The organism is Tuberibacillus calidus DSM 17572 (assembly GCF_000430685.1).
Classification (GTDB): Bacteria; Bacillota; Bacilli; order Bacillales; family Sporolactobacillaceae; genus Tuberibacillus; species Tuberibacillus calidus.
In genome coordinates this window covers 1-20,326 of the sequence record NZ_AUMM01000005.1, presented here as the reverse complement: position 1 = coordinate 20,326, position 20,326 = coordinate 1, and the positions used below count along the sequence as shown (strand labels likewise).

General features: G+C 45.1%; 15 protein-coding genes. 3 read left to right on the top strand and 12 right to left on the bottom strand.

Annotation, left to right across the window (positions count from 1 at the left end; translation table 11 throughout):
* Positions 1-3: 3 nt before the first annotated feature.
* The 3 genes from H532_RS0102000 to refZ form a co-directional block, all read right to left on the bottom strand.
* Positions 4-1,149 carry a cysteine desulfurase family protein gene (locus tag H532_RS0102000; RefSeq protein WP_027724076.1) on the bottom strand — a complete coding sequence of 382 codons (1,146 nt, stop codon included), beginning with the start codon at positions 1,147-1,149 and terminating at the stop codon, positions 4-6.
* Positions 1,150-1,387: 238 nt separating this feature from the next.
* Complete coding sequence (gene ezrA, locus H532_RS0101995; RefSeq protein WP_027724075.1) at positions 1,388-3,082, bottom strand: septation ring formation regulator EzrA; 1,695 nt, start codon at positions 3,080-3,082, stop codon at positions 1,388-1,390.
* A gap of 191 nt (positions 3,083-3,273) precedes the next feature.
* Positions 3,274-3,900 carry a forespore capture DNA-binding protein RefZ gene (gene refZ, locus H532_RS0101990; protein ID WP_027724074.1) on the bottom strand — a complete coding sequence of 209 codons (627 nt, stop codon included), beginning with the start codon at positions 3,898-3,900 and terminating at the stop codon, positions 3,274-3,276.
* Positions 3,901-4,039: 139 nt separating this feature from the next.
* Here refZ and H532_RS0101985 point away from each other — a divergent pair, with 139 nt between their 5' ends.
* Complete coding sequence (locus H532_RS0101985; protein ID WP_027724073.1) at positions 4,040-4,519, top strand: GAF domain-containing protein; 480 nt, start codon at positions 4,040-4,042, stop codon at positions 4,517-4,519.
* Positions 4,520-4,614: 95 nt separating this feature from the next.
* Here H532_RS0101985 and H532_RS19375 read toward each other — a convergent pair whose 3' ends face one another.
* Positions 4,615-6,795 (bottom strand): sensor domain-containing diguanylate cyclase, encoded by a 2,181-nt coding sequence (locus tag H532_RS19375; RefSeq protein WP_051263074.1) that lies wholly within the window; start codon positions 6,793-6,795, stop codon positions 4,615-4,617.
* A gap of 278 nt (positions 6,796-7,073) precedes the next feature.
* On the opposite strand from H532_RS19375, the gene rpsD reads away from it, so the two are divergent.
* On the top strand, positions 7,074-7,676 hold the full coding sequence (gene rpsD, locus H532_RS0101975; RefSeq protein WP_027724072.1) for a 30S ribosomal protein S4: 603 nt from the start codon (positions 7,074-7,076) through the stop codon (positions 7,674-7,676).
* A gap of 199 nt (positions 7,677-7,875) precedes the next feature.
* Positions 7,876-10,893 (top strand): transglycosylase domain-containing protein, encoded by a 3,018-nt coding sequence (locus H532_RS17590; protein WP_051263073.1) that lies wholly within the window; start codon positions 7,876-7,878, stop codon positions 10,891-10,893.
* A gap of 167 nt (positions 10,894-11,060) precedes the next feature.
* Here the strand turns inward: H532_RS17590 and ccpA are convergent, their stop codons facing one another.
* The 8 genes from ccpA to H532_RS0101925 all read right to left on the bottom strand — a co-directional run bounded on the left by ccpA (position 11,061) and on the right by H532_RS0101925 (position 20,158).
* Positions 11,061-12,062: a catabolite control protein A gene (ccpA, locus tag H532_RS0101960; protein WP_027724071.1), complete on the bottom strand. Its 1,002-nt coding sequence runs from the start codon at positions 12,060-12,062 to the stop codon at positions 11,061-11,063.
* A 158-nt stretch (positions 12,063-12,220) separates the two neighbouring features.
* Positions 12,221-13,321, bottom strand: a complete 1,101-nt coding sequence (locus H532_RS0101955) for a bifunctional 3-deoxy-7-phosphoheptulonate synthase/chorismate mutase (RefSeq protein ID WP_027724070.1) — start codon at positions 13,319-13,321, stop codon at positions 12,221-12,223.
* Between the two features lie 311 nt (positions 13,322-13,632).
* A complete protein-coding gene (locus H532_RS17585) occupies positions 13,633-13,941 on the bottom strand; it encodes a YtxH domain-containing protein (protein WP_081412268.1) in 309 nt (102 codons plus the stop codon).
* 30 nt (positions 13,942-13,971) lie between these two features.
* Positions 13,972-14,394 (bottom strand): DUF948 domain-containing protein, encoded by a 423-nt coding sequence (locus tag H532_RS0101945; protein WP_027724069.1) that lies wholly within the window; start codon positions 14,392-14,394, stop codon positions 13,972-13,974.
* Positions 14,395-14,519: 125 nt separating this feature from the next.
* Entirely contained in the window at positions 14,520-15,821 is a 1,302-nt protein-coding gene (gene murC / locus H532_RS0101940) for a UDP-N-acetylmuramate--L-alanine ligase (RefSeq protein WP_027724068.1), read from the bottom strand.
* A gap of 325 nt (positions 15,822-16,146) precedes the next feature.
* Positions 16,147-18,654 (bottom strand): DNA translocase FtsK, encoded by a 2,508-nt coding sequence (locus tag H532_RS17580; RefSeq protein ID WP_051263072.1) that lies wholly within the window; start codon positions 18,652-18,654, stop codon positions 16,147-16,149.
* Positions 18,655-18,687: 33 nt separating this feature from the next.
* Positions 18,688-19,296, bottom strand: a complete 609-nt coding sequence (ytpR, locus tag H532_RS0101930) for a YtpR family tRNA-binding protein (protein ID WP_027724067.1) — start codon at positions 19,294-19,296, stop codon at positions 18,688-18,690.
* A 70-nt stretch (positions 19,297-19,366) separates the two neighbouring features.
* A complete protein-coding gene (locus tag H532_RS0101925; protein ID WP_027724066.1) occupies positions 19,367-20,158 on the bottom strand; it encodes a DUF1444 domain-containing protein in 792 nt (263 codons plus the stop codon).
* Between the last annotated feature and the right edge of the window lie 168 nt (positions 20,159-20,326).

Genomic DNA, 20,326 nt, shown 5'->3' with positions numbered 1-20,326 from the left:
CGATCACTCCATTACGGTTTCCAATTTATCGATCGTTTGCATAAAGATGTCTAAAAAGCTTTCCACTTCATCCATCGTGTTTTCAAAAGATAAGCTAATGCGAATGGCATGAGAAGCGTCTTCTTCAGACAATCCTGTTGCGAGCAATACGGCGCTCGGTTCTTGAGTTTTCGAGGAACAGGCCGATTTCGTCGACACATAGATCCCTTGACGATCCAAAGCGTGTACGAGCACCTCAGAACGTATGCCTTTGACCGTTAGATTTAAAATATGTGGGGCGCTTGCTCCGCTCGGCGTATTAAAAGATAAGAGCGGATGGGAAGCAAGTGCTTGGCGGAGACGGTCGGTCATGTTTCGCAGCCGGGCGATGCCGCCGTTTTGGGCGCGTTCAAGCGACAAGCGCATGGCCTTCACAAAAGCAGCGATCGCTGGCAAGTTTTCCGTACCCGAACGAAAACCGAATTCCTGTCCACCACCTGCTAAGAGCGGGCTCAACATGATGCCTTCACGCTTATAAAGGATACCCGTACCCTTCGGCCCATGGATTTTATGGCCGCTGATCGTGCATAAATCAATGTTTGCCTCATGAAAATCTAAAGGTACTTTTGTAAAGCCTTGAACATGGTCGACATGAAAAAGCGTTTTCGGCCGATCTTTTAACAACTGACCGATTTCCTTAACGGGTTGAATCGTTCCAAGTTCATTATTAACATGGATGACTGAAACAAGTATTGTATCCTCACGCAAAGCCTTTTTGACATCATCTAAAGAAATGCGGCCGTTACGGTCCACTTCGAGGTAAGTGACGTCAAAACCGAGCGCTTCCAACTGTTCAAACGCCCGGAGACTGGCTGGATGTTCCACACGTGTTGTCATCAAGTGTTTGCCGCGATGGCGAAACGCGAAGGCTGTACCTTTAATCGCAAAATTATTGCCTTCCGTGCCTCCGGAAGTAAAAATCACTTCCTGCGGTTTGACGCGTAGAAGCTGAGCCGCCTGCTCTCGTGATTTCTTCAGTAATTCTTCTGAACGGCCACCGAGTTTGTGAATCGAGGATGGATTGGCAAAAAACTGTTCGGCTGCCGTCCGGTAAGTGTCCAATACCTCGGGATACGGTTTCGTAGTCGCACTGTTATCAAAATATATCATAACGATTGCTCCTTAAATCATACATCAAAAGCTTTATCCTGCATCATAGCATAACCGATTCCTTATTTTCCAAGCGTAAAAATGGATAAGCTTTGGCATGGTCCATCAACCATTCACTATACACCATTTTCTCACCAGCAAGCAATTTTTTCACATGCAACAGTCAAAATGGTAACAAAAGATTCAGCTTATTGGCGAGTTGGCCGCCCAACCCCAAATGAAAAAGAGATCGACTGATTCAGACGACCTCTTCAATTTCGACTTTAAAGCGTTTAATGACGCTCGGGTCGATTTTATAGATGGCTAAAGCGGCTAATTCCACCGCTTCACTGTAATTATAGCTTCTGAAGTAGCTTTCCGCTTTACGGAGCGCCTCATCCAGTTCGGGATTTTGGCTGCGATAGCGATTGCCGTATTGGATGAGCTGTTCAGTTAAAATGGCCGATTCCACCATCTCATCAGTTTTTTCTTTAACCAACACAATTTTCTCTCGGGCTTCATCGAGAAGCTGATGGATCGTCGGCATCGTGAGCGGCTTCATGTCAAGTTTTTGACTGATTTCCCTGAGTATCTCCTCACCCTCTTCGACAATCGTCATATAACTATTGGGGATACCAGGAAGATTGCTTTTTCGAACTTTTCGGCGGGCTTCCAATAATTGTTCCTTTAATTGTTGCAAGGTGTCTTTGGCCAGCATCTCATCTTTACGCAAATTCGTTAAAAATTCTTTAAAACGGTCAACACTGTCACGCAGCACATCGATATGCTCTTTCATGTCTTCCATTTTTTCGTGAAGGATGCTGAACGCTTGTTTATTTTCATTAAGGACTTGGTCCACTTCCTGAAATTCCTGTTCCAATTTCTTAAACGTTTTATCGATTTCACTTTGGGTTTTCAAGTCTTCTTCATCAATGTAATAACTTTGTTTGACGACTTCGGTTTCTTTATTGATGTCTTTGATTTTCTCCCCAACGATTTCTAAATCACGGCGAATGACAGGTGCTTCTTCGCGCAATCGGTTTTTGGACTCGACTTCTCTTTCTAGTCTGCCGTATACCCATTCCACTTGTTCAAACGTATTTTCCAGCCCTTCTTTGACATCGGCGAAGGATGCTTTCCTCATGCCCTCATCGAAGAGTTGCAAAGCTTTGCGGGTTTGCGCAAGCCAATCCTCAAGATTGAGGTGGTCAAGGGAATAACCATTTTCGATCATGTCTTTCATGCCGTTTTCTATTTCGTTTAATTCCTTAGGGATAACCGTATGTATATCCTTATATAAGTCAGGGATCTCTTGGACTAAATTCGCTAGCGTTTCAAGACGATCTTTGGCGCCGATGAGAATTTCTCTTGCCTTTATGACATTGCCTTCATCCGTTTGTTGTTCAAATTGGGAGAGATCGGTTTCAACTTGAGTCAGTTCTTTTTCTAAATAGTCACCCGCTTCCCGGTAATAAGAACGGCGGGTTATCAGTTCGCGCTTCAAATTGTGGTATTGCTCTTTAACCCTTACGATATCTTGCCGGTTCTTTTCTTCGCTTTCGACCACTTCATTTAAATCATCAAGCATCTTTTTGATCTGGTCTTCAATGTTTTCGAGGTTTTTCTGAATATCCCGGAGGGTGCTTTGTGCTTTTCCAAATTGAAAGCGATCGGTGAGTTCTTCGGCATCGAAAAGCATTTCTTCAATCATCGGCAATTCCGTTGCTACGATTTCATCCCAATCGGCGCGCCACTTCTCAAATTTTTTCTCTGTTTCACCGACCATTTTTAGTTCTTTTATTCTGGAAATTTGTTCTGTTATCGGCCGATTTAAAATATCGATTTTCCATGATTCAAATCGGTCAATTTGTTTGAATATGCGCCGGCGCATGATAGAGCCATAAACGACAATGGCAGCAAAAAGAAGAATAATGCCGACAATTGCATATACCATACCGAAACTTCCCCCATTCGAAAGCCACGCATTTTCCGTTCGACCAAAATGCATTAGTAGTTTTAATCATATCATGAATTGACGTTTTATGACATATTTTTTATCGTTCTCAGGCAAGTTCCGAAAAAAAATGCCCCTCGATCAATGGACCGATAAGGACATGGTATACCAAACGGGGCATCGTGCAACGCTTACTGTACAACTGGGGTCAACATATGATCGACCCACTCTTTGACCATTGCCAAATAACGATTGAGAAAAACTTCCGCCGTCGGTTCCAGCGTGTGGACTTGGCGCAAATAAAGCGGTTGTAAAAACGGCATGATAATCATATTCCGATATTGAAGGATAAAAAGATCAGTCGGAACCAAAGGAATGGTTTCGTGTGCGGATTCAAAGATGATCTCATACATGTATTTTTCCTTCATCAAATAGGTTGCCATCAGTTCCCTGACGAGCGTGGAGTCTGTTGTCACTTCTCGATGAACGAAGAGCGACAAATCAAAATGATCCAGCTGATAACGAATCAGGTTTTCTGCTAGGATGACTAAAAGCTCCTCTGGACGCCGGTCAGTTTCTGCTGTCAGTGTCTCTTCCATAACGCGCAAATACCCTTCATAAAAGCTTTCCATTAAATATTCCAACAGGGCTTTCTTTCCTCCAAAATAGTAAGAGACAAGGGCAGCGTTGACACCGGCTTCTTCAGCGATATTGCGCACCGAGGTGCCGTGATAGCCGTACATGTGAAACAGCCTTGCTGCCGCTTTTGCAATCAGCTTTTTGGTCATTTGCTTTTTGCCGCCCGTCTTCGCTTTCATCGCTCACACCCTCTTTAAACCTTCTCATATTGTAGATGTTCAACGGCTTACGCTTTTATCCTTCATAAATCACTCGACAAAAAAAATGAAAATCAGACTGTTTTCTGATAAACTGAGTAAAAAAGAAAGAGGGGAAAGCATGTTTACACCGATGAAATATACTGGGACGCGTGAAGAACAATATGCACTCGTCGCAAAGCAGCTCGAAGCGTTAATTGCAAATGAACCGAACCGCATCGCCAACTTGGCCAATGCGTCTGCATTATTAAACCAGTTTTTAGAAAATATTAATTGGGTCGGCTTTTATCTCAGCGATGGAAAAGAATTGGTGCTTGGTCCGTTTCAAGGGCTTCCAGCCTGCATACGCATCCCTTTTGGGAAAGGCGTCTGCGGCACCGCTTTTGCGGAAAGAAAAACGATTCGGGTGAAAGATGTGAATGCCTTCGAAGGTCACATCGCCTGTGATGCCAATTCCCGTTCAGAAATTGTCGTCCCAATCACCGTTAAGGGTAGCGTCATCGGTGTCCTCGACATTGACAGCCCGATCGTTGACCGCTTCGATGACACCGACCAAAAAGGTTTGGAACAATTTGTCGAAACGCTCGAAAAACATTTATAAAGAAATTGTCGCTAATATCATAGTTAAATGTCTTGCCATTGTAAAAACGCATACATTTGGCCGTCCTCTAGGGGGCGGCCAACGTTTTTCTCTTTTCAGTGATAAATGTAAAGCTGGTTTTTGCCTTGCTCTTTTGCGCGATAGAGGGCCTGATCGGCTTTGAGGAATAAATCACGACCCCCGCCTTGAAAATCTCTTTGCCTCCAAAATGACAGACCGCAAGAAATTGTCACCCTCGGTACGGTTGATTTTCGAACACTGGTAACAATGCGTTCAGCAATGGCACGTCCTTGCTCAACGGTGCAATTCGGCAAATAAACGGCGAGCTCCTCTCCACCCCACCGCGCGGCAATATCTGTTTTCCGAACATTCTGTTTTATGATATTAGCAACATGGATGAGGATTTCATCCCCCACCGCATGCCCGTGGGTGTCATTGATGATTTTAAAATTATCAATGTCAATTAAAATCATAACGCCCCTAAGGTCGGTCTTCAGGGATAGCTCCACTTTTTTATTGAGATAATCGCGGGCAAAAAGCCCTGTGAGTTGGTCGGTATTCACTTGCCGCTCCAATTCTTCGCGGAGCCTTGCGTTGGTAATGGCTAGCGTCGAATGGCGGACAATGGATTGAAGCAAGCGAAATTCATCAAAAGAAAAGTGATAAGGCTCGCGATGGACGGCCACGATGAGACCTAAAAAGCTGTCTTTTGTTATCAACGGCAAAGCGATAAGGGATCGATAGGGGATGTTCAACCAATTTTCGGCGTGAACATCGCCAAGAAATAACCCCTCCTGATCTTCAATCAGTTTTTCCATCACCCGGTTAACAAGTTTTAACCCCTCACCGGTATGAAAAAAAGGCGTGCATTTCGGATAGATAACGGGAGATTGGTTAGGACTTATCGTAAAAAACCCCAACTCTTCGACCGAAAAATGATCCTGAATTTCTTTGATCAAATAGTCAACGGTATCGTTAAAGCGCATGATGGCGTTTAACTGTTGGCTCATTTTATTAATGAGTCGCAAATCGGCAATCGACCGTTGGGATTGTTGATATAATTTAGCATTTTCAAAAGCATGGCCAGCGGTACTGGCTAGTAATTGAATAAATTCCCTATCATCTTTCGAGAAGGCATCCCTTCGGTCCGTGCTAATTTTTATGACACCATAGACGCCTTGCCGTCCGGCCAAAGGTGCGTATAGGTGGACGGCGTTTTCGGCATGATGGACTTGCACACGCCCGTTTAAGTAGGCTTGCAAAGCCTCGGGGTCCCCATCTACCCAGTCAATAGAATCATCCGTAAACAGTAACTGGATATCGCAATGGCCGTAAAGACCCTCGATGGTCTTCAGGACCTCATCAAGCACATCTCGATCATTCATGGTCGAATGAAATTTTTTCGTTACCGTATATAATTGTTGATAACGGCGGCCAATTTTTATGCTGTAAAGGTAGTTTTGGATTTCGTGCATTAACTTTGAAAATTCATCAATGATTTCTTTTAAATGTCTGACCACAACAGGATCATTCGGAGCCTCAGGCATATTTAAAAGAAGCAAAGCAAATACGCGCTGGCCGCCATATAACGGAAAGAGCAAACAGCGGTGATCAGCGCCAGCGTCTCGCTTCCCTAGGAAGATATTCGCCATCCACTTTCCGCCAGCGAGGTGCAGCACATCATTTTCTGTAAAAGAAAGGCTTTTCCAATCAGTGTGACCACCATCATTCGAGGACAGAAGAAAGTCATAACGCTCGGCCAACTCGTTATAAACATACAATGCCGCATCTTTCTTAAACACACCCGACATATATTCAACAAAGGCTTTCGGCACGATGTTCAAGCGGCGCGCATAATCGCTACGGTGCAATAAATGCATCAGCATATCTTTTCCATTAAAGCGGCTTAAATCAAAAGCCGAGGTCTCAAGCGCTGTCATTTGATATGTAAGACGAATATATTCGGAAAAATCCTCCAAGTCCGGACGTAAGCTGACAATAGCCAGTTTTCCATGTTCCGTATCCCATTCTTTCACTGCGGCTTCTGGCCAATAAGATCTAACGATTGGCCAATCACAACCCGACTGGAGATGTGACACCATCTCAAGACCGAAATTACGGTATGCCAGGATTTTTTGTTGGACATCTATTAAAAATAAACAGATAGGCTTAACGGATGGCATCAACCACGCACAGTGGTCAACCGTTCTGTTAAACCGCTCAATTAACGCCTCAGTGACTCGCGGCACATTCGAAACAAACCTATCCTCACCCATTTTAATCCGCCTCTTTAGGATAAATGTCCTAGTTCTTTGGATACAATTTTATCATATTCTTGACACAATCGGTAGCGGTAGATATAATGAACGTTGTGTAAAATGAGAGACAGTATAACGGTCGTCATTGCGCGAGCACCATTTTATGCCTCGTCAAACGAGGCGCATCGCGTAACCTCTGCTGTCGGGCGAAGATGCGTGAACATAAAATGCCTCCGCAATCGCCGTTCGGAGCTGTCATTTTATACAAAAATAAAATGACAAAGGAGGAGTCTTTAATGGCTCGCTATACAGGTCCAGCCTGGAAAAAATCCCGCCGTTATGGCATGAGCTTAAGCGGCACGGGTAAAGAATTGGAAAAACGCCCATATGCTCCTGGCCAACACGGCCCAAACCAACGGAAGAAACTTTCTGAATACGGTTTGCAACTCCAAGAAAAACAAAAGCTTCGTTTTATGTACGGTTTGAATGAACGTCAATTCCGTCGCACATTTGAAGCGGCTTCCAAAATGAAAGGTGTTCATGGCGAAAACTTCATGATTCTTTTGGAATCACGCCTGGATAACATCGTTTATCGCCTTGGTTTAGCGCGCACGCGCCGTCAGGCTCGCCAGCTCGTCAACCACGGTCACATCACCGTCAACGGCAAACGCGTGGACATTCCATCCTACCGCGTAAACGTTGGTGACGTCATCGGCGTCAGAGAAAAATCGCGTAACTTGGACATCATTAAAGAAGCACTTGAAGTGAATAACTTCGTACCTGAATACCTTTCATTTGATGAAAATAAAATGGAAGGAACCTATACACGCCTTCCGGAACGTTCCGAACTGCCAGCTGAAATCACAGAAGCTTTGATCGTCGAATTTTACTCACGTTAAAGCTGATAAAGAAAGCTTTGCTCTGCCAAGCCCTTTTGGGGAAGGCAGAGCTTTATTTTTCCACTTTCACCCCAACTGGAAACTGATCTTCTCATTCTAAAACCCCTATTTCCCAAAGCCTTTTTTTAGTATAAGATGTTCATAGGACTTTTCGTCTGTTTTTATCACGGCAGTCATTCAATGCAAAGGAGGGAAATCGATGTCCTTCGAGCCTTCAAAGTGGGTCACCTATTTCCAAAACGCCGTGACATGGCTCAAAGAAAAAAAGATCTTAAAGGGGTTCCGCATCGGCTCCAAAGTGGTATGGAACTTATTTTTAATATTCCTTTCCATCCTTGTTATCCTAGGCTGTTTTGCTTTTGGGCTTGGTGCAGGTTATTTTGCCTCCCTTGTCAAAGATCAACCCGTTATAAGCTATGAAACTATGAAAAAGGCGATGAGCGATTACTCCGAGACGACCACCGTTTATTTTGCCGAAAAGAAAGTGCTCGGCAAGCTACAAACCGACTTAATTCGCACGGTGGTACCGCTTGAGCAAGTCTCACCGCATTTTATTGATGCGCTCTTATCGACTGAAGACGAGCTTTTTTACGAACATCATGGCGTGGTTCCGAAAGCCGTTTTTCGGGCCGTTTTCCAAGAGCTGACGAATCGCCCAATCGTTACGGGAGGAAGCACGATCACCCAGCAACTTGTCAAAAACCAAATTTTAACGAATGAAGTTTCTTTTAAAAGAAAAGCGAGAGAAATTTTGCTCGCTATGAGACTAGAAAACTTTTTTGACAAGAAGGATATTCTTAATGCTTACATAAATATCGTACCATTTGGGCGAAACTCAGCTGGACAAAACGTCGCCGGGATTGAGGCAGCAAGCCAAGGCATATTCGGTGTTAGCGCCAAGGACTTGAACATCCCGCAAGCTGCATTTCTCGCTGGGCTTCCGAAAAATCCGTTCGTCTATTCGCCTTTTAAAAATGAAGGCGGGCTGAAGGATGACCTATCAGCAGGTATAGAACGGGCGCATGTGGTGTTAAAGCGGATGCTTGACACCGGAGCCATCACGAAAGCCGAGTATGCCGATGCCATGAAGTATGATTATCGATCGCACTTTGCGAAAGAGCATTCCAAGGTTTTGACGCAGTATCCATACTTAATGACCGAAGTCCATCAACGCGCCAAGGAAATCTTGGCCCAGATCCTAGCTAGCCAAAACGGTTATGAAGCCGCTCGGTTAAAGAAAGATTACGAACGGTTCAATAACTTAAGTTATTTAACGAACCTTTTAAGAAATCAGGGCCTTCACGTCACCATTCAAGATACGGTGCAAAAAGCAGGGTACGATTACGACACTTTAAAGAAAAACAGCGAGCTTTTCGGTGAATTTCTGGATAATGCCAACAAACAGTTAGAACATAACGGCTATAAAATTTACACGACCATCAACAAAAAAATATATGACAAAATGCAAGAGGCTGCTCTTCAATACAAAGGGTATGAACCTGATAAAGTGTATCGGGTCACCAACTCAAAGACGGGTGAAAAGACGACCGTTCGCTTACCGATGGAAGTCGGAGCGATGTTAATTGATAACAAAACTGGGGCGATAATCAGTTTTGTCGGTGGCAGAAAGGATAAGTACGACTATTCTCAGGTCAATCACGCCACCCAAACGATCCGGCAAAACGGCTCAACAATGAAACCGCTTTTAGATTACGGGCCGGCGATTGAAAACGGCCTGATTCAACCTGGAACCATTTTGGCGGATTTACCGACAACCTATCCTGGGAACTATGAGCCGCACAACTATGCATCGACCGATATTGGCAAATACCATGGTTTTGAAACAGCCCGAAAAGCGTTGTACGAGTCACATAACGTACCAGCCATTCAAGTGTACTGGATGAATAAGCAAAAATTCCAGCCGCTCGATTACCTTGAGAAAATGGGCTTCTCAACACTCGTCTATCCAGATAATGGGCCGCTTCCTGTAGGGATCGGCGGGTTGACACTTGGGGTAACCGTCGAAGAAAATACAAACGCCTACACCACATTTGCCAATGGTGGCAACTTTGTCGATGCTTATATGATCGACCGAATTGAGACAAATGATGGGCGCGTGATCTATCAACATAAAACCGAAAATACACATGTTTTTTCACCACAAACATCCTATCTCGTTATCGATATGCTGCGCGATGTATTAAAACGCGGGACCGCAGCCGATATACCGGGCATGTTAAATTTCCATGCGGATTGGTTCGGTAAAACCGGTACGTCTCAAGATTGGCATGATTCTTGGTTCATTGCCGCCAATCCAAATATTACGCTCGGTGTATGGACCGGCTTCGATCAACAAGCCGTCTACAGCAACGGACAATTGCTTTCGCGTATACAATTAGATAGAAATTCCTATCATCGACGCACGTCGGCTTTATGGGCGAGTTTCGCCAATGCTGCCTATGCCGTTGCCCCAAAACTAATGGCGCCTACTGAAAAGTTTGCCATGCCAGATGGCATTGAACGGAAAACGATTTGTGGGTTAACGATGGGACCGGTGACCGAATCGTGCAAGAACGCGGGACTCGTCAGTACGGATCTCGTCAATACGAAAACTTTGCCAAAACAAGATGATACGAATGCCTTCGCGAGCGGGCGATATGTCATTTTAAATAATAAAAAAGTACCCGCTCTTCCAACGACCCCTGAGGCTTTCACCATGCCAGGGTTATTGTTGAGCGATGACTTTATCAAAACGCATTTTCCTTATCTCAACATGAAGGATATCAAATCTAAAATTTCCGGAGGCATTATTCCGGTTGCGGCTTATAAGGCGGATGATGCCGCACCTAAAGGCATAGCAAAGGTACAATTAAACAAAAACCGATTGGTATGGACGAGAAGCTCCTCTGATGATGTTGTTGGCTATCGCATCTATCACTCAATAAATGGTAAAACCTTTATTAAAATCAAGGATGTTGTCGGCGGTTCAACATTATCATCCGCCCTATCTCATGCAAAAGGGTATTACTATGTCACAGCCGTTGACATCACAGGTCTTGAATCGCCCCCGTCACCAACGGTCGGAAATCTCCTCGTATCCTCCAATAATCCGAAGAAAGGGGATACGGAAAATCCGCCGACAGATCAAGGAAGCGATGACGGAACAGATGCAAATAACCCGCCGACCGACACCGGATACAATGGAACAAGTCCGTAAGACAGCATTATTGCTTTTTATGAATAGCCCCACTGGCACGAACACCTTGGGGCTAGCTTTGTATCTTTGCTGGCTCTATCAATCTTTGCGTTAGCCAAGCCTTAGTTTTCTTTTCTTACCAACATAAAAAAACCGCCCTCATGCCAAAATGGCAGAGGTGCGGTTTTTTATTCTTTCGTCGATTGCCGGTATTCAATGCGATGGGGCAAAACGACGATATGCTCGTCCACCCGTTCTTTATTCATATATTTGGTCAAAAGCCGCATCGCCACGGCACCGATATCATACATCGGAACGACAATCGAAGACAATGTCGGACGAATCATTTGCGAAAGACGCGTGTTTTCACCGCTAATGACTTCAATATCATCGGGCACCTTTTTACCTTCGTCTTGGATCGCGTGGATGACCCCTAATGCCATCTCATCGGTAGCAGCAAAGATAGCTGTCGGCTGATCCGCCAATGCACTAAAAGCATCCATCGCTTCTTTCCCTGAATCGTATGTAAAATCACCATAGGAAACCAGGGCGTCATCAAACGAAAGCCGTCCTGATTCGAGCGCCTTCTTATAACCCGAAAGCTTCAGCTGTCCGTTAATGGGATCATCTTCAGGGCCTAAAACGGCTGCAATCCTCCGATGACCTTGTTCGACTAAATGGCTGACAGCTTCAAAGGTGGCTTGCTCATAATCAATGTTGACCGACGGAATTTCGCCTTTCTCATCGATTGTCGCAGCTAATACAATCGGGACCGGCGCATTTTTAAATTCCTCAAGATGTTCATCGGATAAGCGGCCACCCATAAAAACAATCCCGTCCACTTGCTTGCCTAACATGGTTTGAATTAATCGGATTTCCTTATCCTTATTTTGGTCGGAATTTGAGAGGATAATATTGTATTTGTACATGGTCGCAATATCCTCTATACCTCTAGCTAATTCCGAAAAGAAAATACTAGAAATATCCGGTATAATGACGCCGACCGTCGTCGTTTTTTTACTTGCCAATCCCCTAGCAACCGCATTCGGTCGGTAGCCGAGGCGTTTAATCGCTTCTTGCACTTTTTTTCGAGTGGTCGGTTTGACATTTGGATTCCCATTTACAACACGTGAAACGGTCGCCATGGAAACGCCAGCTTCCCGTGCTACATCATAGATTGTTGCGCTCATTGTTTCCTCCTTACGTTCGATCGATATCCTTCTAATAGTATAACCATTTTAGGTAAAACTTGCATCCATTAAATTTAATCGACACGGTATTTTCAAAAATCACATGTAAACTTTTTATCCTGCGGCTTGTCATACCTCGAAAAACGCGCAAAACTCCCTCACCGAGGGAGTCTGCTTTCTTGTACGGAAGTGTGCAGGCCGTAGGGTTTAATGGCTTCAATAAAGCTGTCAAATTGGTCAAAGTCCATTTGCTGTGCGGAGTCGGATAAAGCGATGGAGGGGTCGGGGTGCACCTCGACCATTACGCCATCGGCACCGATCGCTAAAGCCGCTTTCGCTGTTGGAATCAATAGGTCCCGGCGTCCCGTCGCATGGGTAACATCCACAAACACCGGCAGATGGGTTTCCTTCTTCAAAATCGGCACAGCCGAAATATCCAGCGTATTGCGCGTGGCTCGTTCAAAAGTGCGAATGCCGCGTTCACAAAGGATTACATTTTCGTTACCGGCCATATAAATGTATTCGGCGGCTTTCATGAATTCATCAATCGTTGCTGACAAGCCTCGTTTCAATAAAACCGGTTTGCTTGAAGTGCCCACAGCTTTCAACAGCTCAAAGTTTTGCATGTTCCGAGCACCGATTTGAATGATATCCAAATATTGTTCGGCCACATCCAAATCCTGTGGCGACATGATTTCGCTGATAACAGAAAGGTGGAATTCATCGCCGACTTGCCGCAAAATCTTTAACCCTTCGACCCCGAGCCCTTGGAAATCGTATGGGGATGTTCTCGGCTTGAAGGCTCCACCCCGCAGAAACGGGACACCATGTTTTTTCACTTGTTCAGCGACTTTTCGCGTTTGTTCGTAGCTTTCAATGGCGCACGGTCCGGCAATCAGCCTTTGCTTACCATCACCAACTGTTTCCCCATTTATGTCAATGATGGTATCGCTCGTTTTATTTTTTCGCGAGACTAGGAGGCCTTTACGGTGGTCATCTTCTTGAAGTTCCAAGCTCGCTTTAAAAATTTCTTTAAACAAATGTTTCAGTGTGTCATTTTTGAAAGGCCCGTTATTTTTGGCGATGATGCGATCCAAAATAGCCCGTTCCCTAACAGGGTCATATGGCTCGGTTCCTTGTCTCTTTTTGATTTCACCGATTTGTTGGACGACCCGAGCGCGCTCGTTGATCAATTCCAACAATTGTTCATTTAGCTCGTCAATTCTGAGTCTCAGCTGTTCTAACTCGTTCTCTCTCATTGGCTTTCCCTCCAAGATGCTTTGTCTTAGGGTTTATTATATAATAACCGTTTTGGAAATGTCACGACTTTTCTTCAATGCTTTTAAGCTTTTAACCACAAAAGTGAAAAAACCGCATAAAATTGGACGTTCACCGATCGGCGGAAGTGACGTTAGCGCTAAAAAAGAAAACTAGTCTCTGCTAAAGATTGCACATTTATTGACCTGAAAAATTTATTAACATACCCGTATAAAAAAGCTCGTGATACCCTTCTAAAAAAAATGAAAAAGCCCCCACAGGGGGAGCTGTTAAAATACGCCGTTCTCAATTTTCATTGCTCGCTTCCGCTAGAACGCTTCTTGCCGCTAATTCGTATGTACTCCGGAAGTCTTTTTACTTTGTCAGCAACTTGAACGGATTGCAAGGAAACAGTTTTGGCAAGCCCTTCCGATTTTTCTTTGGCGTATTGCGCCACGTCTATGCCCTTTTGCCTCAGCACGTCTGTTCGACGATTGAGATCTTCTCGCATTTCTTGACCTGTTTTAGGGGCTAACAGAAGGGCGCATACAGCGCCTGTCAACCCACCGATCACCGCACCGAGTAAAAAGGCACTTGTATGAGTGGACGAATCTTTCCCCATGTCCTCATCTCCTTAAGTTTTTTACTATTTTTAATGAGATTTGCTCTTTTTTACCTTCCACTTATTCCAAAGATCGATGATCGCTTCGCCCCATTGGATGGCCTTCGCCACTTCTTCGCTATGGCGCTCACCTTTAGATGTGATGGATGTACTCAAACGCTCCACGGAACGGTTGACGGTTCGGATGGAATCCCCAATGCTTTTAATGGAATCGAAAACCGGATCGAGCGCCTTCGTTTTCTCATGAACCATCTCGGCCATCTCATTAGTTTTATGTAACAATGACTCCGTTTCCTTTGTGATCCCTTCCATTTGTTGGACGACGCGGTCCAGCGTATCGCAAACCCCGTCCAGCGTCTTTTGCACCGATGTGAGCGTCTTTCCTATAAAATAAACGAGGACCGCAAAGGCGACCGCTAGAAGTGCGACGCTGAGATAAAGAATAATTTCCACAATCAAACCTCCTTCGTCATACATACCCTTACTTAGTTTTAATAAAACGCGGAGCGTCTATGCAAGTATTATGTAAAAAGAGAGGTTGAGCGCGTCAACCTCTTGATGATTCATTCATGATGCCATTACTTTGCCAAAGCCTTGACGTATGCCTGTTGATATTTTTGAATGTCGCCTGCACCCATAAATAATAAAATACTATCAGGATAATTTTCCAATTCCCGTATGTTTTCTTCCGTCAACCGTTTTGCGCCGGGAATGCGATTTAATAATACATCAACCGTCAGTTCGCCGTTAGCCTCCCGCGCTGAACCAAAGATATCGCATAAGTATACGTGATCAGCCGTTTTAAGGCTGTCCGCAAAATCGTCCAAAAACGCTTTCGTTCGCGTATAGGTATGAGGTTGAAAAATGGCCACAATCGGCCGTCCCGGCCATTTGCTCGCTGCCGCATGAATCGTCGCTTTAATTTCAGTTGGATGGTGAGCATAGTCATCAACGATAATTTGTGAGCCGAAAGGCCGTTCATTAAAGCGCCGCTTGACACCCGGAAATGTTAATAAACGCTCTTTTAAAAGTTCGATGGGCATGTTTTGATAATGACAAAAACTAATAACAGCAAGAGCATTTAAAACATTATGTTCACCGTAAGCCGGAACGGTAAACCGTCCGTAAAAATCGTTCCGCACATAGACATCAAATTGAGTGCCGGCATCGGTTCTCTCCAAGTTGACCGCCCGAAAATCATTGTCTTCTTTCAGTCCGTAAAAGATCATCGGAACATTGGCGCGAAGTCGCTGGAGGTTCTGATCATCCCCGCAAGCAAAAATGGCTTGTTTGACTTGTTGAGCGAGCTCCTGAAAGGCATGAAAGTAATCTTCTGGGGTTTTAAAATAATCGGTATGGTCATAATCAATATTGGTTATAATGCAGAAATCCGGTTCATAGGAAAGAAAATGGCGACGATATTCGCAAGCTTCAAAGATAAAAAATTCACTGTTTTCCTTGCCAACCCCAGTTCCGTCACCAATGAGGTAAGAAGTCGATTTAAAGGCTGAGAAAACATGACTAAGAAGCCCCGTCGTGCCGGTTTTCCCGTGCGTTCCGGTTACTGCAACACTTGTGAAATGTTTGGCAAAAGCACCAAGAAAATCATAATAGCGATGAATCGGTACGTTCAGTTGTTTTGCCCGAACAATTTCAGGATGGGTTTCCGGAAACGCATTGCCCCAAATAACCGTATAATCTTCCTTTATGTTATTTTCATCAAACGGAAAAATGGGTATGCCTTTTCGCTCTAGCGCCTCTTGCGTAAAAAAACGCTTATCCACATCAGACCCTTGTACGTCATGATGCATATCGTGAAGAATCTGCGCCAGCGGGCTCATTCCCGTTCCTTTGATCCCTACGAAATGATACTTCGTCATTTTACAACCTCCAAAAACCTTTTCATTAATATCCCCTATTGTCACTATATGCCCAGATGTCCGTTTGGCGAATGACCGTCTCAGCCCATCCACCCTTTCAAGGCGAGGTTAGGAAACGTCACTTCTTTCGACCATCGCTTCGGGCTTTCTGTTTAATAATACATTATCCCCTGTAAAACTAAGATTTATCTTCTATAAATGGTTACCAACACCCCAAGCATGCTCAGGTATCCCATTTCTTTCAGCACACGAAAAAGTTTCGTTTCATTTAAATCTAACAACTAAACATCATTGTATCTTTTATCCACGATGATGTAAAAACATATTACAGGCCGGTTTCATCCTCTTCGGTAAAATACGCCTCTTTCGTCACTAATACTTGCCTTGGTTTACTGCCATTGGCCGAAGAGATGATGGCGTTCGCTTCCAGTGCATCAATAAGACGAGCAGCGCGGTTATAGCCGATACGAAAATGGCGCTGCAAGCTGGAGACCGAAGCTTGACCTTGAGAGATGACAAATTGCGCCGCTTCTTCGTATAACTCATCCTCTTCTTCCATTCCCATTTGGCGTTGCTCGCGCAATTCCGAAGGGTCAAAAAGGTGGGGCGGAGCCGGCCAAGACATCATGAATTCCGTTATGCGTTCAATTTCCTCATCGGACACAAATGCTCCTTGAAGCCGACGGATTTCACGCGACCCGTTTTCCGCAAACAACATGTCCCCTTGGCCGAGAAGCCGCTCAGCACCACCAGCATCTAAAATCGTTCGAGAATCGGCTTGCGATGAGACGCCAAAAGCGATGCGCGTTGGGATATTCGCTTTGATTAAACCTGTGATCACATCGACCGACGGCCGCTGTGTCGCCAAGATCATATGAATACCGGCCGCTCGTGCTTTTTGGGCGATGCGGCAAATCGCTTCCTCTACATCTTGCGGGCTTGTCATCATCAAATCCGCCAATTCATCGATAATAATGACGATATACGGCCATTTTTCATCCGGACCGACGATTTGATTATATTTTTTAATATCGCGGACGCCAAGGTCGGCAAAGGCTTGGTAGCGTCGTTCCATTTCATCCACGGCCCACCGCAACGCCAGAGCAGCCTCTTTTGGTTGATTGATAACCGGAGCCGCTAGATGTGGAAGTCTTTGATACACAGACAGTTCCACCACTTTCGGGTCAATGAGCACAAGCCGCAAAGATTCAGGGTCCGACTTATAGATCAAACTGAGTATTAAAGAGTGAATGCAGACGCTTTTCCCTGAGCCGGTCGCCCCCGCAATGAGGCCGTGCGGCATCTTTGCCAAATCCGTAATGACTTCTTGACCCGAAACATCCATTCCAAGGGCGGCGGTAAGCGGTGAGGCGCTCTCGGAAAACGCTTTGGAGCGCAATAAGGTTTTAAGAAAAACGGGTTTGCGCTTGAGATTCGGAATTTCGATGCCGACCGTGCTTTTACCGGCAACCGGGGCGATGCGGATTTGTTCAGCCGCCATGCTCAATTTAATATCTTCCGTCAGCCCCACGACTTTACTGACCTTGACACCAGGGTGAAGGCGAATCTCAAACCGCGTGACGGACGGCCCTTGAACAAATCCCACCATATCAGCGCGGACGTGAAAATTCTTCAAAACTTGTTTTAACGTTTCTTGTTTTTCAGCAATCCAGGCTTCATCCGGTGCTAAGTTTTCAGGTGGGTCTCGGAACAATGACAGCGGCACGGTTCTTTTCCCTTGGTCGTGCAAAGCCGCATGGCTTTCATAGGAGCGCTGATCAGCTGTTACGGATGATTTGTAGGATGGTTTGCGTCGTAAAGCTTGTTTGTCGGCGCCATACATTAAGACGTTATAAGGAATGGTTGAATAGGATGACGATTTCCCACTTTCAGCCACACGTCCATCCGCATTTCCGTCACGAAGCGTTCTTTCTTCCTGTTCATTGGCCGTTTTTTCACCGTCGTTGACCTCACCGACCGATGGTTTCTGTTCAGTGTCAAAGGTTTTTTCGGGCTCCGACCAGCAATCCGCCCTCTTAGGCAATATCTCGATTTTCTCTTTCGGGTCATTTATCTCATTATCATTGTTTGAAGCCATTGCCGCTTGTACAGAATCAACTCGTCGAAAAGTTACATTTGATTCACCCTTATTCGTTTCGCTTTCGGTAATCTTCCAAGCGCCGACAACATGACGAACCGTTTCCTTTCGTTCAGATCCTCCCGTTGTCGAATCATCCGCTGACGTTATATCAGGCATTAATCGATCCGTTACCCTCTCGCGAACGGGTTCCGAAACGGTAGTCGGAAATAGCGGCTCGGCAACATCAAGTGGGGACGCAATATCCCGTTCTTCATCCGCTGCACGTTGTAGGGAATCAAGTTCCGGATTCCGAACCATACCCTCGGAAGATAAAGGGCGCATTTTGGGTCGTTGGCGATAGCCGAAAATCGGTGAAGCGACCATCGACGGACGGAACGGTTCTTTTTTCCGTTCAATCTGTTGATCTTTCCTATCTTCCTTTTGCCCTTTATGTCTGTCGTATGCTGGCTGTGAGGTGGCACTCGCTTTGTCCTGAACACGTGTCCGAAAACGGCGTACATAAGCTGGTTCGTCCCAAGGTTCATTTTTCCACCGATCACTTTGAATGGGCGATCGGGGTTTTGTCCGTTCAGGAAATTGTTTAACCATGCGCACTTCGATTCGTCGCCCCGGGTCTTCAAAACGGCCTTTTAAAGAGCGACCTAAGCCATCCGTTTCTTTACCGTTATACGTATCCTCATCATCCAACCAATCATCATCTAAACCGAAAAATCGTTTCCACCAATTAGCCATATCATCACCTGTTTCTCCCTTCTCATCCTTTGTTTATTTCGCTTCGATCGTAAAAGGTGTGCCAACTTCATAAGATGAATCCAAAACTAAGATGCCTTTCTTCGCCGGTGCATTCGGCAATCCCAGTTCTCGAGCTGAGCAGATCATCCCTTCGGAACGCACCCCTCTCAGGACGGAAGGTTTAATCACCTGACCATTCGGCATTAACGCCCCAATGCGGGCAACGACGACGCGTTGGCCTGCTTCTACGTTCGGTGCCCCACAGACGATTTGCCACGTTTCAGAGCCAACATCCACCATGCACACACTTAATTTGTCAGCATCCGGATGGGCTTTTTTCTCTTTGACTTCCCCTACAATAAAATCGGGAGCCGTATCCGGAGTAAAGGTGATCGAAAAGCCGTTTTCTTCAAAAACCTTGCTGATTTTTTCCGCAAGCTCATCATCCACTTTGATTTTTCCGTTACCATTAATCGTTATGTATTGTGAAGCATGGAAAAGGTTAGCACCAACGACATCTCCATTGCTTTGGCGAAGAACAACGGCATCCCCTTTCCGCACCGGTTCGACGTCGGATGTTTCTGTTAAAAAGTCAATGATCAGCGTATCACCAATACCTTCTTTATTATAATAATAGTTCATGTTCCTCTCTCCTTTTTGTTTTGTCATGCGCTGTCCTGACGGTATCGCTATAAACCCGTTCACAGTGGCGTCAGGGCTTTTTTTTGGCCAAGATAAAAATCGGCTGCAACCGCTTGTTTTCCCATAGAAAAGAAAGTGGAGTAATCGGAACTTTTCCGTTCATATAAAAACTCATGGTCATTTGTCCAAGGACGTCATACCCGCTATTGTTTTTTATATCCGCAAAAATCAAGACATCCTGGTGCGGGATGGCCACGGCGAGCTTTCCTTCTGCGATGCGCGCCATTTTATCGATTAAAGCTTGATTTAAGATACGGCTTGCATCATAGCCGTCATTATAGTTAATAAAATAGAAGGTGTTCCCAGCTACCTGATCACTTTTATAATCTACTGGTAGCGAGCGGAGGTTAAAAAGGGCCATTTCATGCAACGCCCCTTGAGTGAGACCTTCTCGCTCCAGGAGGGCACGGTCGATCAATCGATAAGTTCGGCCTAAATCCAATGCGTAAAACACGCGCGATTCAGCGGTATGGTCATTGTAGATGAGCGTTTTCCCATCCTTTGTTTCGACAGGAAACGATGCCGACCGCATCACAGGGTAGATGGCTTCTTCATTTCCTTTAATAACCGGCTCTTGAGCCATCGCGTTCAGCGTATTTTTAATATAATAGATCGTTTCGTCGATCGCTTGTTCTTTTCGCTGGGCATATTTGGCTAGTAGCCCGTTTAAATCAATGGTCACACCTTGACCGGAATTTTTATCTTCGATGCGTAACGACTCATCTTTTTTATGAAACTGAAAAAGCCACTCAGGCTTATCTAACCGTTCCTTTAATAATTCCAGCAAATCTTGGATTTTCAAAGCCGTCCCTCCTTTACCGCTTAATCTTCATTGTAACACGCCCGTTTAAGAGTATCCAATCTTCCTTATGTATTGAGCTTTTTGCGATGTAGCGATTTTGGGGTCTACGTCGCCAAATTTTTTTGCTTGATATACGGATTTTCCGCAAAGAGTCCCTTTTGATCGGAT